The sequence below is a fragment of the Stutzerimonas sp. Brlt_14 genome, assembly GCF_051948915.1.
Lineage (GTDB): Bacteria > Pseudomonadota > Gammaproteobacteria > Pseudomonadales > Pseudomonadaceae > Stutzerimonas > Stutzerimonas stutzeri.
The window spans coordinates 158,731-172,512 of the sequence record NZ_JAYJLM010000006.1; the positions used below are offsets into that span (position 1 = coordinate 158,731).

The 13,782-nt window shown below is 65.0% G+C and carries 13 protein-coding genes; 7 read left to right on the forward strand and 6 right to left on the reverse strand.

What is annotated here, in order from left to right; translation table 11 throughout:
• Positions 1–63: 63 nt before the first annotated feature.
• Positions 64–1,587: a 3-hydroxyacyl-CoA dehydrogenase gene (locus VF716_RS15925; protein ID WP_440552798.1), complete on the reverse strand. Its 1,524-nt coding sequence runs from the start codon at positions 1,585–1,587 to the stop codon at positions 64–66.
• Positions 1,588–1,701: 114 nt separating this feature from the next.
• Here VF716_RS15925 and VF716_RS15930 point away from each other — a divergent pair, with 114 nt between their 5' ends.
• Together VF716_RS15930 and VF716_RS15935 are read left to right on the forward strand one after the other, a co-directional pair.
• Positions 1,702–2,130, forward strand: a complete 429-nt coding sequence (locus VF716_RS15930; protein ID WP_019405727.1) for a PaaI family thioesterase — start codon at positions 1,702–1,704, stop codon at positions 2,128–2,130.
• 3 nt (positions 2,131–2,133) lie between these two features.
• A complete protein-coding gene (locus VF716_RS15935) occupies positions 2,134–3,462 on the forward strand; it encodes a hypothetical protein (RefSeq protein WP_014595660.1) in 1,329 nt (442 codons plus the stop codon).
• A gap of 6 nt (positions 3,463–3,468) precedes the next feature.
• Here VF716_RS15935 and radC read toward each other — a convergent pair whose 3' ends face one another.
• Positions 3,469–4,143, reverse strand: coding sequence for a RadC family protein (gene radC, locus VF716_RS15940; RefSeq protein WP_011911708.1), 675 nt, complete (start codon positions 4,141–4,143; stop codon positions 3,469–3,471).
• A 137-nt stretch (positions 4,144–4,280) separates the two neighbouring features.
• Here radC and coaBC point away from each other — a divergent pair, with 137 nt between their 5' ends.
• The 4 genes from coaBC to argB are packed head-to-tail and all read left to right on the forward strand — an operon-like array spanning position 4,281 to position 9,482.
• Entirely contained in the window at positions 4,281–5,489 is a 1,209-nt protein-coding gene (gene coaBC, locus VF716_RS15945) for a bifunctional phosphopantothenoylcysteine decarboxylase/phosphopantothenate--cysteine ligase CoaBC (RefSeq protein ID WP_011911707.1), read from the forward strand.
• Position 5,490: 1 nt separating this feature from the next.
• Positions 5,491–5,946: a dUTP diphosphatase gene (gene dut, locus VF716_RS15950; RefSeq protein ID WP_011911706.1), complete on the forward strand. Its 456-nt coding sequence runs from the start codon at positions 5,491–5,493 to the stop codon at positions 5,944–5,946.
• A gap of 46 nt (positions 5,947–5,992) precedes the next feature.
• Positions 5,993–8,563 carry a phosphomannomutase/phosphoglucomutase gene (locus VF716_RS15955; RefSeq protein WP_011911705.1) on the forward strand — a complete coding sequence of 857 codons (2,571 nt, stop codon included), beginning with the start codon at positions 5,993–5,995 and terminating at the stop codon, positions 8,561–8,563.
• A 16-nt stretch (positions 8,564–8,579) separates the two neighbouring features.
• Positions 8,580–9,482 carry an acetylglutamate kinase gene (gene argB, locus VF716_RS15960; RefSeq protein WP_045159331.1) on the forward strand — a complete coding sequence of 301 codons (903 nt, stop codon included), beginning with the start codon at positions 8,580–8,582 and terminating at the stop codon, positions 9,480–9,482.
• Between the two features lie 56 nt (positions 9,483–9,538).
• On the opposite strand, the gene VF716_RS15965 is transcribed toward argB, so the two are convergent.
• The 3 genes from VF716_RS15965 to pyrE form a co-directional block, all read right to left on the reverse strand.
• Positions 9,539–11,014, reverse strand: a complete 1,476-nt coding sequence (locus tag VF716_RS15965) for a DUF3360 family protein (RefSeq protein WP_011911703.1) — start codon at positions 11,012–11,014, stop codon at positions 9,539–9,541.
• Positions 11,015–11,218: 204 nt separating this feature from the next.
• Positions 11,219–11,785: a DUF4124 domain-containing protein gene (locus VF716_RS15970; RefSeq protein ID WP_017246152.1), complete on the reverse strand. Its 567-nt coding sequence runs from the start codon at positions 11,783–11,785 to the stop codon at positions 11,219–11,221.
• 46 nt (positions 11,786–11,831) lie between these two features.
• Positions 11,832–12,473 carry an orotate phosphoribosyltransferase gene (gene pyrE, locus VF716_RS15975; protein WP_013981594.1) on the reverse strand — a complete coding sequence of 214 codons (642 nt, stop codon included), beginning with the start codon at positions 12,471–12,473 and terminating at the stop codon, positions 11,832–11,834.
• An 85-nt stretch (positions 12,474–12,558) separates the two neighbouring features.
• On the opposite strand from pyrE, the gene VF716_RS15980 reads away from it, so the two are divergent.
• Positions 12,559–13,338, forward strand: a complete 780-nt coding sequence (locus tag VF716_RS15980) for an exodeoxyribonuclease III (RefSeq protein WP_011911700.1) — start codon at positions 12,559–12,561, stop codon at positions 13,336–13,338.
• Positions 13,339–13,411: 73 nt separating this feature from the next.
• Here the strand turns inward: VF716_RS15980 and VF716_RS15985 are convergent, their stop codons facing one another.
• Positions 13,412–13,780 carry a DUF4870 domain-containing protein gene (locus VF716_RS15985; RefSeq protein ID WP_011911699.1) on the reverse strand — a complete coding sequence of 123 codons (369 nt, stop codon included), beginning with the start codon at positions 13,778–13,780 and terminating at the stop codon, positions 13,412–13,414.
• Positions 13,781–13,782 lie beyond the last annotated feature (2 nt).

Here is a 13,782-nt window from a genome sequence, read left to right on the forward strand (position 1 = left end):
GGCTTAACGGCCGCGGCCGGACAAACTGAAGGCGCCGGCGCGCGCCTCCGGTCGCCTCGACAACTAGGGTGCCGACGCCCGCTCCGGCGCGCTCAGGGGCAGCGCGAGCTGTACCCGCCGGCGCAGCCAGGGGCTCGGCCGGTAGCGCGCCTCACCGCCATAGCAGGCCTGCATCGCCTCGAGAATGGCGAGGACGCGCGCCGCACCATAATGCTCGGCGAAACCCAGCGGTCCCTTCGGGTAGCCCAGCGCCAAGGTAATTGCCCGGTCCAGCGTATGCGGATCGGCGATGCCCTTCTGCGCGATCTCGCAGCCCAGGTTGACGATGCTGGCCACGACGCGCTGACTGACGAACCCCGGCGAATCGTTGATCACCTCCACCGGCACGCCGTCGCCACCCAGCGCCTGCCGCGCCTGGGCTTCCAGCGCGGGGTCGAGCGCAGGCGTACGCATCAGCACGTGCCGCCGTTCGCGATCGCTAAACAGGTCGTAGGCGACACAACGCGCCGCCGGCAAACCCAGACGCGCGATCATCGAGCTGGCGTCCTCACCCAAAGGAGTGATCAGGCAGATGGCCCGTTCCGACGGCGTCTCACCCGACTCCAGCTGCGCACCCGTCTGGCCCAGCAAGACTGCCAGCCAACCGCGCAGCTCGGCGTCCTGGCTGTCCAGCCAGAACGGGCGGTCCACCGGGACTGGCTCGACGGCCGGCGCCGGCGTTCGCATCTGCTGGCCATTGTCGTAGCGGTAATAGCCCTGGCCGCTCTTGCGCCCGAGCAGACCGGCGGCGACCCGCTGCGCGGCCTGGTAGGACGGCGTATAGCGTGGGTCCTGGTAGAACTGCTGGTACACCGACTCCATCACGGCGTGAGAGACGTCCAGGCCGGTGAGGTCGAACAGTTCGAACGGCCCCATGCGAAAGCCCGGGCCGTCGCGCAGGATGCGGTCGATCTGCTCGGCATCAGCGATGCCCTCGGCGAGGATGCGCTGCGCCTCGGTGCTGTAGGCGCGACCGGCATGGTTGACCAGAAAACCGGGAGTATCGGGTGTGATCGCAGGGAAATGCCCGGCCTCTTCGGCCAGCTTGACCAGCCGCTCGATCACCTGCGGATCGCTGCGCTCGCCGCGCACCACTTCCACCAGCTTCATCAACGGCACCGGGTTGAAGAAATGAAAACCGGCCACCCGCTGCGGGTGCCGGCAGGCCGCGGCGATCCGCGTGACCGACAGTGACGAAGTATTGGTTGCCAGCACCGCGTCCTCGGCAACCAGCGCCTCCAGCTCGACGAACAGCGCCTGTTTGGCCTCGAGATTCTCGACGATGGCCTCGATCAGCAGGTCGCAACCGGCCAGCTCCTGCAACGTCGACGCCGGCCGCATCCGTGCCAGGGTTGCGTCGAGCGCCTCGGCGCTCAGGCGACCCTTGGCGAGACTGCGCTGCAGCAGATCGCGATTGAAACGCAGCGCCTCGGCGACCGACTCGCCGCGCGCATCGTAGAGCCACACCTGCTTGCCCGCGCTGGCAAACAGCTGAGCGATGCCCCGCCCCATGGCGCCGGCACCGATGATTCCGATACGTCCGAACATCCCAAACCCTCCTCACACACCGCATATTCCGCAGTGCGGAATGGCATTCCGTCAGATTGACCAGCAGGCTAAAGGCTGCCACTCTGCGGCGCAACTTCCTACCGATACGCCCTTATGTCCGAGCATTCACGCCAGCAGGTCGAAGCCTCCATAACCGGCTTCTTTCAGGATCTCGGCTGCCGCCTGACCGAGTACGGCCCCGAGCGGGTGGTGATCGAACTGCTGCTGCAGCCGCGCCACCTGAACAACGCCAGCAACCTGCACGGCGGCGTCAGCGCAACCTTGCTCGACGTGGCGATGGGCCTGTGCGGCACCTGGACCGAGCAGGCGGACCAGCGCCGCGTGGCGACCACCCTGTCGATGAACGTCAACTTCAGCGCACCGGCGCCAGCCGGCAGCCGCATCCGCGCGGTGGCACTCTGCCGCTCCTCCGGGCACAAGGTATTCATGGCCAGCTGCGACCTGCTGGACGAGCAAGATCGCCTGCTGGCCTTTGGTGAAGGCGTCTACCAGCGCGGCAAGCTGCGCAGCGAGCTGCCCTGACCGATGCTGGCCCTGCTGCCACTGGCGCTCGCTTGCGAGCTGTTCGCGCTGGTCTCCCGCCTGCAATGGCCGAGCGTGATCAGCGGCGCCCTGCTGGTACTGTTCTTCCTCTGGCACTGGCGCTCGCTGATGCCCTACCCGCGCCGGCTGGGGCTGGTCACGCTCGGCCTGCTCGCTTACTGGTTGCTGCTTGGCACGCCCAGCTGGGAACAGGCGCAGCGGATGCTGGCTGCCGCTGCCTATTACGGCGCGTTCATCGGCGCGCTGGGGCTCGCGCACTGCGCAGTCAAGCGGCTGCCACAACTGGGCGAGCTGCACCGCTTGCTGCTGCGACAACCGCGCCGGCGCCTCTACCCGAGCTATCTGCTGAGCACCTTCGCCATCAGTTCGGTGCTGAGCTTCGGCATGCTCAACCTGGTCTGCGGCTCGCTGGAACGTCATCTGGACGGCCGCGGCTACAGTCCGACACAGCGGCGCGAGGGCGCCCGCGGGGTGATGGTCACGGCGCTGCGCGGCTTCGCCCTGGTGCCTCTGCTGGCGCCCACCAGCGTTGCCGTGGCGATCCTCACTCGCGAGCTGCCGGGGCTCAGCTGGAGCGCACTGCTGCCGTTCGGGCTGCTCTGTGCGGCAATTCTGCTAGTGGTCGGTTGGACGATGGACAATCACCGGCTGCATCAACTGCAGATGGGCAGCGAACGGCCGCCCGCGCCGGCCGGTGAGCTGCGCAGGCTGCTGTATGGCAGCCTCCTGGGCATTGCGCTGATCGCCCTGCTGGCCAGCCTGACCTGGCTGTCAGCGACCCAGGCAGCGATGCTGCTGGTGCCGCTCGCCGTGATCGGCCTGCTACTGCACCAGGGCGGCTCGCCAACCGCCGTCTATGGCGAGGTACGTGACACCCTTGCCGGAATGCGTAACGAGACCTTCATCTTCGCCTGCTCCGCCTTGCTGGGCGGGCTGACCGCCATCCTGATTCCGGTCGAACGTCTGGCAGGTCATTTCAGCAGTACGCCCCTGGCGCTGTTCGGCCTCGGCGCCATCGGCATGCTCGCCATCATCGCGCTGGCGCTGCTGGGTGTCGCGCCGATCATCTCGCTGAGCCTGTGCGCCGCACTGCTGGCCCAGCTGGCGGGCCACGGCGTCGCGGTGATGCAGCCGGCGGTGGCGCTGCTGGTGGGTTTTTCTCTGGCGATGCTGCTGTCGCCCTATGGGCCGTCGGCGCTGATGCTGGCGCGCCACGCGGGGATCTCCCCGTGGCGCATCGCCTTCGGCTGGAACGGCCGCTTCGTGCTGCTGGTGCTCGGTCCGCTGCTGCTGGTACCGCTGCTGGCGTAGCGACGCTCACATCCAGCCATATTCGGCCATCGACAGCGGCTCGCCGTCACCGACGATGAAATGATCGAGCACCCGCACGTCGATCAGCGCCAGGGCGTCTTTCAGCCGCTGGGTCAGCTGACGGTCGGCCTGGCTCGGCTCGGCCACGCCCGACGGGTGGTTGTGGGTGAGGATCACCGCCGCCGCGTTCTGCGCCAGGGCACGCTTGACCACCTGCCGAGGGTAGACGCTGGCGCCATCGATGGTGCCGTGGAACAACACTTCGAAGGCCAGGACCCGGTGCTTGGCGTCGAGAAACAGGCAGCCGAACAGCTCGTGCGGTTCGTGGCGCAGGCGCGCCTTGAGGTAATCGCGTACCGCCTGCGGCGATTCCAGTGCCGAATCGCGGCGCAGCCGTTCGGCCAGGTGCCGGCGCCCCATCTCCAGCACGGCCTGTAACTGGGCGAACTTGGCCGGTCCAAGCCCCAGGTGTGCGCTGAACTGATCGAGATCCGCCTCCAGCAACGCGCGCAGGCTGCCGAACTCGGCGAGCAGGTAGCGCGCCAGGTCCACCGCGCTCTTTCCGGCGACGCCGGTGCGCAGGAATATCGCCAGCAATTCGGCATCGGAAAGCGCGGCCGCGCCCTGATCGAGAAGCTTCTCCCGCGGCCGCTCCGACGCCGGCCAGTCACGTATGCTCATGTCATCTCCCTGTCGAGCAGGCCCACTTTTCCGCTGTGGGCGCTGTGCTATCTTAGCCCGTCATTTTTCCGGGGCACCGGGCAACTTCAGACCTGGTTCTCACTCCGGACATCCCTACCAGATAACAAGGCAGGCCTATGCAGCGGCTGTATCGTAAACGCATCGTCCTGGGCGTCGGCGGCGGCATCGCCGCCTACAAGAGCGCCGAACTGGTCCGCCGCCTGCGCGACCATGGCGCCGAAGTCCGGGTGGTGATGACCCAGGGCGGGCGCGAGTTCATCACCCCCCTCACCCTGCAGGCGCTCTCCGGCCATCCCGTCCACCTGGACCTGCTCGACCCCGCGGCGGAAGCGGCCATGGGGCACATCGAACTGGCTCGCTGGGCAGACCTCGTGCTGATCGCGCCGGCCACCGCCGACCTCATGGCCCGCCTTGCTCAGGGCGTCGCCAATGATCTGCTGACCACAGTGGTGCTGGCGACCAACGCCCCAGTCGCGCTGGCACCAGCCATGAACCAGGCCATGTGGGCCGACCCCGCTACCCAGGCCAATCGTGAGCAGCTGCTGGCACGTGGCATTCGCCTGTTCGGACCCGGCTCTGGCAGCCAGGCCTGCGGCGACATCGGCATGGGGCGCATGCTCGAAGCCGAGGAGCTGGCGCGCGCCGCCGCCGACTGCTTCGAGACCGGCATGCTGACCGGCAAGCATCTGCTGATCACCGCCGGCCCCACCCAGGAAAACATCGACCCGGTGCGCTACATCACCAACCACAGCTCGGGAAAAATGGGTTTCGCCCTCGCCGAGGCCGCTGCCGAAGCCGGCGCGCGGGTCACCCTGGTGACCGGCCCGGTGTTCCTGCCCACTCCCGATCGTGTGCAGCGCATCGACGTGGTCAGTGCCCGTGACATGCTCGCGGCCTGCGAAGCGGCGATGCCCTGCGACATCCTCATCGCCGCGGCAGCCGTCGCCGATTACCGTCCGGAAGTGGTAGCCCCCCATAAACTGAAGAAAGACCCCAGCACTGGCGATGGCCTGCTGCTGCAGATGGTGCGCAACCCGGACATCCTCGCCACCCTCGCAGGCCGTGCGGATCGCCCGTTCTGCGTCGGCTTCGCCGCGGAGACCGAGAATCTTCTCGAATATGCCGCCCGCAAGCTGCGCGACAAGAACCTCGACCTGATCGTCGCCAACGACGTAGCCAACCCCAGCATCGGCTTCAACAGCGAAGACAACGCGGTCAGCGTGATCGACCGCCAACAGCACGAAACCCGCTTCGGCCAGGCCAGCAAGGGGCATATTGCCCGTGCGCTGGTGGCCTTCATCGCCGAGCGCTACAAAGAGTCCTGACATGCACGCACTCCAAGCCAAGATCCTCGACCCGCGCCTCGGTCGGGACTTCCCACTGCCCGAATACGCCACACCCGGCTCGGCCGGTCTCGACCTGCGCGCCATGCTGCAGCAGGACACCGTCCTGGAACCCGGCCAGACCCTGTTGATCCCCACCGGCCTGGCCATCCACATCGCCGACCCGACCCTGGCCGCGCTGGTCCTGCCGCGTTCGGGCCTCGGCCACAAACACGGCATCGTACTCGGCAACCTGGTCGGGCTGATCGACTCGGACTACCAGGGTGAGCTGATGGTGTCCTGCTGGAACCGCGGCCAGAGCGCATTCACCATCGCCGTCGGGGAGCGCATCGCGCAGCTGATGCTGGTGCCGGTGGTGCAGGCGCGTTTCGAACTGGTCGACAGCTTCGACAGCAGTGATCGCGGCGCCGGCGGATTCGGCCACTCCGGCAGCCACTGAGCGATACCCCCCCGCTTACTTCTTTCAGGATGATCCGAGGAGCTTCATGGCACTCTTCAAGCGCACCGCCAAGGATTCAGGCGTACTGAACCCGGCCGAGACCCGCAGCAAGCGCAGCGGCATCAACATCAAACCCTTGCTCGGCGGCCTGGCGAGCAGCCTGATCGGCCTCGGCGCAGCGGCAGCGCTGCTCTGGCTGGGCCTGCAGAATGCCGAGCAGGAGCAACGGACGCAGCTGGCCAGCGCCTGGGGCCAGAGCCAGGCCAGCGCGCTGCAGCAAGCGCTGCGTCAGCTGCAGGGCGATACCCAGGCGGTGACGGAGCGACTGATGCTGGTCGAAGCGCTGCGCGGCGACGGCGAACGTCGACGCGATGCCGAGCAGCGCCTGCTGGACCTGCCCGGCGTAGTCGACGCGCATCTGAATGTCCGCGGCCGCGCCGTACCCGACACCAGCCGCCCGGGACCGCTGAACTTCGCCGCGCTCGATCTGCTGCAGCGTGCGGAAGCCGGCCACGCGCCCGCCCCCGAAGCGTACAAGGTCGACAACCGCTGGCTGCTGTACAGCGCCGTCGCCCTGCGCGGCGAAGGTCAGCAGGCGATTCGCGGCACGCTGCTGCTGGTGACTGACCTCGAACGCCTCTTCGCCGGCCTCCCGACGCTGCCCGCCGGCGCCGGGCAACTGCGGTTGAGCCAGCAGTTCGCCGGCGCACCGGAGCAAGTGCTGCTGCAGCGCGGCACCCCAGGCAATGCCACAGCCCTGACACTGCCCAGCGGCAATTCCAACTGGACGCTGAGCTACGTTCCGGGCAGCGAAGCCGCGCCGGCCATGCTGACGCCCCTGCACCTGATCGCCGCGGCGCTGCTGGCACTGGCCGGCGTACTGATCGGCCTGCAACTGGTGCTCGGCAGCCAGCAACGCAAGCTGCGCGAAGACGTCCTGCGGATCAGTCGCCTGCTGCAGGAACTCTCCACGGGCAAGACCATCCAAATACCGGCCTTGAGCCTGCCGGTCCTCGACGCACTGGCCAGGAACATGGTCCGACTGCCCGTCCGCCCCGCCGGATCGGCTCCGACTCAGGCACCTGCCGCGGCCCCCGCCGTACGGCCCGCCAAACCTACCGAGTACGTCGCTCCGCCCCTGCCGGAGACCGATATTCTCGACATCGACATTCTCGACGAGGACCAGGACATCTTCGGCCTCGACACCAAGGAGCGAGAAACCGCAATGAGCAGCGCCAAAGCCCCGAACTTGCCCGCCAGTATCTTCCGCGCCTACGACATCCGTGGCGTTGTCGGCGACAGCCTGACCACCGAAACCGCGTACTGGGTCGGCCGCGCCATCGGGTCCGAGAGCCTCGCCAAAGGTGAACCCAACGTCTCCGTCGGCCGCGACGGTCGCCTGTCCGGCCCGGAGCTGGTCCAGCACCTGATCCAGGGCCTGCTCGACAGCGGCTGCGACGTCAGCGACATCGGCATGGTGCCGACGCCGGTGCTCTACTACGCGGCCAACATCCTCGCCGGCAAGTCCGGGGTGATGCTCACCGGTAGCCACAACCCGCCGGACTACAACGGCTTCAAGATCGTCATCGCCGGAGACACCCTGGCCAACGAGCAGATCCAGGTGCTGCGCAAGCGGATCGAGACCAACGACCTGTCCAGCGGTGTCGGCAAGGTCGAACAGGTCGATGTACTGGAGCGTTACTTCGAGCAGATCCGCAGCGACATCGCCATGGCCAAGCCGATGAAGGTGGTGGTCGACTGCGGCAACGGTGTGGCCGGCGTCATCGCGCCCAAGCTGATCGAGGCCCTGGGCTGCACGGTGATCCCGCTGTACTGCGAGGTCGACGGCAACTTCCCCAATCACCACCCCGATCCCGGCAAGCCGGAAAACCTGGTCGACCTGATCGCCAAGGTGAAATCCGAGAAGGCTGATCTTGGTCTGGCCTTCGACGGCGACGGCGATCGCGTCGGCGTGGTAACCAACGCCGGCACCATGATCTACCCGGACCGCCTGCTGATGCTGTTCGCCAAGGACGTGGTTTCGCGCAATCCAGGCGCCGACATCATCTTCGACGTCAAATGCACCCGCCGCCTGACCCCGCTGATCAGCGGCTATGGCGGCCGCCCGGTGATGTGGAAGACCGGCCATTCGCTGATCAAGAAGAAGATGAAGGAATCCGGCGCGCTGCTGGCCGGCGAGATGAGCGGCCACATCTTCTTCAAGGAACGCTGGTTCGGCTTCGACGACGGCATCTACAGTGCTGCGCGCCTGCTGGAAATCCTCAGTCAGGACAAGCGTGACGCCGAACAGGTGTTTGCCGCCTTCCCCTGCGATATCTCGACGCCGGAGATCAACATCACGGTGACAGAGGAAAGCAAATTCACCATCATGGACGCCCTGCAACGCGACGCCAAATGGGGCGAAGCCAACCTGATCACCCTCGACGGTGTGCGGGTCGACTATCCCAAGGGCTGGGGCCTGATCCGCGCCTCCAACACCACCCCGGTGCTGGTACTGCGCTTCGAGGCCGACAGCGAAGAAGAGCTCAGCCGCATCCAGGACGTCTTCCGCGGCCAGCTGCTCAGCGTTGCACCCGACCTCAAACTGCCGTTCTGATTTTGCGGAGTCCTGCATGACCCTCAGCCGTGAAGCTGCCACCCAATTCGCCAAGGTCCTGTCCGAAGCGCTGCCCTACATCCGCCGATTCGTCGGCAAGACGCTGGTCATCAAGTACGGCGGCAACGCGATGGAGAGCGAGGAGCTGAAGACCGGCTTCGCCCGCGACATCGTGCTGATGAAGGCGGTGGGCATCAACCCGGTGGTGGTGCACGGCGGCGGCCCGCAGATCGGCGATCTGCTCAAGCGCCTGAACATCGAAAGCCACTTCATCGACGGCATGCGGGTCACCGACAGCCAGACCATGGATGTGGTGGAGATGGTCCTCGGCGGCCAGGTCAACAAGAGCATCGTCAGCCTGATCAACCAGCATGGCGGCAGCGCCATTGGCCTGACCGGCAAGGATGCCGGCCTGATCCGCGCCAGGAAGCTCAAGGCGACCCGTCAGACGCCGGAGATGACCAAGCCGGAAATCATCGACATCGGCCATGTAGGCGAGGTTACCGGCGTCAACGCCGAGCTGCTGGAAATGCTGGTGCAGGGCAACTTCATCCCGGTCATCGCGCCGATCGGCGTGGGCGAGAACGGCGAGTCGTACAACATCAACGCCGATCTGGTCGCCGGCAAGGTGGCAGAGGCGCTGAAGGCCGAAAAGCTCATGCTGCTGACCAACATCGCCGGCCTGATGGACAAGCAGGGCAACGTGCTGACCGGGCTGTCCACCGCTCAGGTCGACGCGCTGATTGCCGATGGCACCATCTATGGCGGTATGCTGCCGAAGATCCGCTGTGCGCTGGAAGCCGTGCAGGGCGGCGTCAACAGCGCGCATATTATCGACGGCCGCGTGCCCAATGCGGTGTTGCTGGAGATTTTTACTGACGTAGGGGTCGGCACGCTGATCACCAACAATCAGCGCTGATACCCATACATGAAAAAGGGGAGCCCAGGCTCCCCTTTTTCATGTGCGCTAGAACCTCAGAGATCGATGCGGAACGATTCGAGCATCGCCGGAATGCCTGGGAACATGCCGATGCCCAGCATCACGGCGCACAGCACGATGAACACGATCGTCGGAATCACCCAGCGGTGCAGATGGCTCAGCGACTGACCGCGCTCCTTGTCACCGATCAGACCGAGGTTGTCCAGCAGCACGGTGAGTGACCAACCGAACACCGGATTGACCAGCGCCGAAGAGAAAATCACGATGGCTGCCGACTGCGAGGTCTTGCCCTCGCGGGTCATCTGCATGCCGGCTTCCAGCAGCGGCAGGAACACGCCGACCATCAGCGCCACGCTCAGTACCGGTGGCCAGATGGCCAGGTCCATCGGATAGCCCCAGAGCGCGGCGACCACGCAGAGCAGGCCGGTGAGCAGCGCACCTGCGGGGATCGGACGCTTGGCGATGGCCGCCGGGACCATGAAGGTACCCCAGGACGACGCCAGATTGCCCCCGCCCAGCGAAGTGCCGACGATCTGCCGCGCTGCCGCGACGCACATGGTGTCGTCAATGTTCATCAGCACCTTCTTCGCCTTGGGCGGATAGTTGAGCTGCTGGAACACCCGATGACCGAGGAAGTCCGGTGACCACATGGCCACCGCCAGCACGGCGAAAGGCGCGACCGCGATGAAATGATGCAGGTCCGGCAGGCCGATCTGCCAGCCGGTGTCCTCGCCCCACCAATACATTGGATTGAGATTCGGCACGCCGGGCTCGGTGGTGAACTCGAACGGAGCGCCCATCACGAAGGCGATCAGCGCAGCCAGAGCCGAGCCCAGCGGAATCGCCAGCCAGCGCATGCGGATATGCTCGAGATAGGCATACATGACGATGGTCGCGAAGACCACGACAAAGGCGATATAGCCCATGTCGAAGCTGTCGGCCCAGCCGAACAGCTTCTTGATCTGCGAGGTGATGCCGATGAAGCCGAGGTAGAGCAACAGACCGCCGCACACCCCGTCGCTGGTCAGCCGCGCCAGCAGGCTGCCACCCTTGAACACGCCGAGGGTAAAACCGAGCACCCCAACCATGATGCCCAGCGCCATCGGATGGCCGCCCGAGGCGACGATCAGTGGAATCAGCGGGATCAGCGGGCCATGGGTTCCGGCCAGGTTGGCGGTGGGATTGAGGAAGCCGGAAAACAGTACCACGAACAGCAGCGCGGCAATCAGCATCTCGTAGCGCGCGTTCTCGATCACGAACTCGTTGGACAGCCCCATCGGACCGGCGAACGCTGCGACCACTGCGGCCACCATGACAATCTTGCCGATGGTTGCCGCCATGGCTGGCACCCAGTCTTCGTACTCGAAACGGTAGTCACGAAACGGCAGGTTCACGCCCCAGCGTTTCGGCGCCATGATCTCCAATTCGTGTTCAAGGTATTCAGCGCGAGTCGCGAAATTTCCCTTCGGCTTGTGAAGCTCCTGATAACTGCGTAGGTTCCTATCATTCATGCCAGTCAGCCATACCGAAAATTTTGCGCAACGGTACAGACTGACTCCAAGCAACTCATCACGACCTTGAAACTATTGAGTTAGAGCGGTCTTTTGTGATAGTAAGCAAGCTACGCATTCATCCGGAAAAATGGCGAAACGCCATTAATGCGTCGAGATTGCTTTCAGCAGGAAGTTTCGAAGGGGCGCGCCAGGTCGACGCGCTTATGGATTCTGCCCGAGCAGCTCGGCGACTCGCTGCCGATCCTGGGCGAAGCTGACCTCCGCCTCGGCACGCGTCTTCTCGAAACGCGCCAGGTCTCGCAACAGGCTCTGCTCTTCCTTCTCGAGGTTTTCGATCTGCGCCAGCAGGTTCTCAGGGACATTGCGCCCCGCCCGCTCGTGGTTCGCCGCCTGCTTGCGCAGACTGCTGTGCTGACTGCGGATGGATTGCAGGTTGCCCTGAGACAAGCCGATCACGCTATCGAGCTCGGCCAGTTTGCGCGTTTCAGCTCGCTCGACATCCTCTACGCTGGCATAGAGACGCAGCAGCTGTGCATCCGACGCATCGCGCGCCTTCTTCGCCTGCAGCCGGGCGAACTCTTCGGCGGTCGGCGCCGGCGGCACCTCGCGGACCACGCGTCCCTGCTCGTTGAGCACCTGATAACCGCGGGAGATATGCTGCGGCGGCACGCCGTGGCGATCGAGAACCACCACGCCTCGTTCGTCGACATAGCGATAAAGCTCGGCAGCCGAGGCCAATACCGGACAGATGACCCCCAACAGGAGCATCGTTCGAGTGGCTACCGATCTACGCATGTGCAATACCTACCCTGGGTCAGATTCCGTACTGCTCGCGATAAGCCTGAACCGCGGGCAGGTGCTGTTTCAGCTGAACATCATCGGCGAGATATTCCAGCACTTGCTCCAGGGACACAATACTGATCACCGGCATTCGATAATCACGTTCAACTTCTTGAATCGCCGACAGCTCGCCCTGCCCTCTTTCCTGCCGATTCAGAGCAATCAGCACACCTGCCGCCTCGGCATTCTGCGCCCGAATGATCTGCATGACTTCACGGATGGCGGTGCCGGCGGTGATCACATCGTCAACGATCAGCACGCGGCCAGTCAGCGGGGCGCCGACCAAGGTGCCGCCCTCGCCGTGATCCTTGGCTTCCTTGCGGTTGAAGCACCATGGCAGATCACGCTGATGCTGCTCGGCCAGCGCGATGGCCGTGGCTGCGCCGAGCGGGATACCCTTGTAGGCCGGACCGAAGATGACGTCGAAATCCAGGCCGCTCTCGATCACCGCCGAGGCGTAGAACCGCCCGAGCTGTGCCAGCGCGCTGCCGCTGTTGAACAGGCCGGCATTGAAGAAATAGGGACTGGTACGCCCCGACTTGAGGGTGAACTCACCGAAACGCAGAACGCCGCGCTCGATGGCGAAGCGGATGAACTCGCGCTGGTACGCCTGCATGAAGAAATTTCCCGGAAAACCACTGTTTTAGCTAATTGCGAAGAGCTTGGGTTATCATACACGCACGTGTTTTTAGGGGCCATTTATGCGGATCATCAGCGTCAACGTGAATGGCATTCAAGCGGCGGCACAGCGGGGATTGCTCAGCTGGCTGCAAGCGCAGAATGCCGATGTCATCTGCCTGCAGGATACCCGCGCCTCCGCCTTGGAACTCGACGACCCCGCCTACCAACTGGATGGCTACTTCCTCTACGCCTGCGATGCCGAGATTCCGGAGCAGGGAGGCGTGGCGCTCTATTCCAGGCTGCAGCCCAAAGCCGTGATCACCGGTCTGGGCTTCGAGACGGCGGATCGCTACGGGCGTTATCTGCAGGCCGACTTCGACAAGGTCAGTATCGCCAGCCTGCTGGTGCCTTCGGGTCAGGGCGGCGATGCCAACCTGAACCACAAGCTCAAATTCATGGATGACTTCGCCCACTATCTGGACAAGCAGCGCCGCAAGCGCCGCGAGTACATCTACTGCGGCTCGCTGTACGTCGCCCACCAGAAGCTGGACGTGAAGAACTGGCGCGACTGCCAGCAGGATCCGGGCTTCCTCGCGCCCGAGCGCGCCTGGCTGGATGAGATCTTCGGCAACATGGGCTATATCGACGCGCTGCGCGAGGTCAATCGCGAAGGCGACCTGTTCAGCTGGTGGCCGGATACCGAGCAGGCCGAGATGCTCAACCTCGGCTGGCGCTTCGACTACCAGATCCTGACCTCAGGCCTGCGCCGCTTCGTGCGTAGCGCCCGCCTGCCGCGCCAACCGCGCTTCTCCCAGCACGCCCCGCTGATCGTCGATTACGACTGGACGCTGAGCCTGTAATCCCGCGATTCGCAACGGTGGCCGGCACGCGATGTGTCGGCCGCCGTTCAGCTGTCAGGGAATCGAAACCGTCCTATCTGACGATCCGCCAGCAGAAGGGGTAGCGATAGGGCTTGCCTTCGTTGGCACGGATGCCGGCGATCACCACCAGCACCAGCGCCACCACGCTCACCAGCACCATCAGCGGAAAGCCGATGAGGATCCAGGCCAGCACGCCACAGATCATCATCGCAAGGCTGAAGGTCAGCTGGAAATTCAGCGCCTCCTTGCCCTGTTGGTCGACGAAGGGGTCCATGTCCTTCTTCAACTGCCAGACGATCAGCGGGCCGAGCACGTTGCCGATCATCGGCGCCAGGAACCAGAAGAACGCCGAGTAGTGGCAGAACATCGCCCACTGACGCGCTTCGCGGCTGGGCAACGGCACGAGATCCTGATCGCTCATTT

Bases quoted from the DNA above. Each gene is read 5' to 3' on its own strand.
- VF716_RS15925 (WP_440552798.1), bottom strand. From the start codon at position 1,587: ATGTTCGGACGTATCGGAATCATCGGTGCCGGCGCCATGGGGCGGGGC.
- VF716_RS15955 (WP_011911705.1), top strand. From the start codon at position 5,993: ATGGCACTCTTCAAGCGCACCGCCAAGGATTCAGGCGTACTGAACCCG.
- VF716_RS15980 (WP_011911700.1), top strand. From the start codon at position 12,559: ATGCGGATCATCAGCGTCAACGTGAATGGCATTCAAGCGGCGGCACAG.
- VF716_RS15930 (WP_019405727.1), top strand. From the start codon at position 1,702: ATGTCCGAGCATTCACGCCAGCAGGTCGAAGCCTCCATAACCGGCTTC.
- VF716_RS15985 (WP_011911699.1), bottom strand. From the start codon at position 13,780: ATGAGCGATCAGGATCTCGTGCCGTTGCCCAGCCGCGAAGCGCGTCAG.
- VF716_RS15970 (WP_017246152.1), bottom strand. From the start codon at position 11,785: ATGCTCCTGTTGGGGGTCATCTGTCCGGTATTGGCCTCGGCTGCCGAG.
- pyrE (WP_013981594.1), bottom strand. From the start codon at position 12,473: ATGCAGGCGTACCAGCGCGAGTTCATCCGCTTCGCCATCGAGCGCGGC.
- VF716_RS15965 (WP_011911703.1), bottom strand. From the start codon at position 11,014: ATGAATGATAGGAACCTACGCAGTTATCAGGAGCTTCACAAGCCGAAG.
- VF716_RS15935 (WP_014595660.1), top strand. From the start codon at position 2,134: ATGCTGGCCCTGCTGCCACTGGCGCTCGCTTGCGAGCTGTTCGCGCTG.
- coaBC (WP_011911707.1), top strand. From the start codon at position 4,281: ATGCAGCGGCTGTATCGTAAACGCATCGTCCTGGGCGTCGGCGGCGGC.
- argB (WP_045159331.1), top strand. From the start codon at position 8,580: ATGACCCTCAGCCGTGAAGCTGCCACCCAATTCGCCAAGGTCCTGTCC.
- radC (WP_011911708.1), bottom strand. From the start codon at position 4,143: ATGAGCATACGTGACTGGCCGGCGTCGGAGCGGCCGCGGGAGAAGCTT.
- dut (WP_011911706.1), top strand. From the start codon at position 5,491: ATGCACGCACTCCAAGCCAAGATCCTCGACCCGCGCCTCGGTCGGGAC.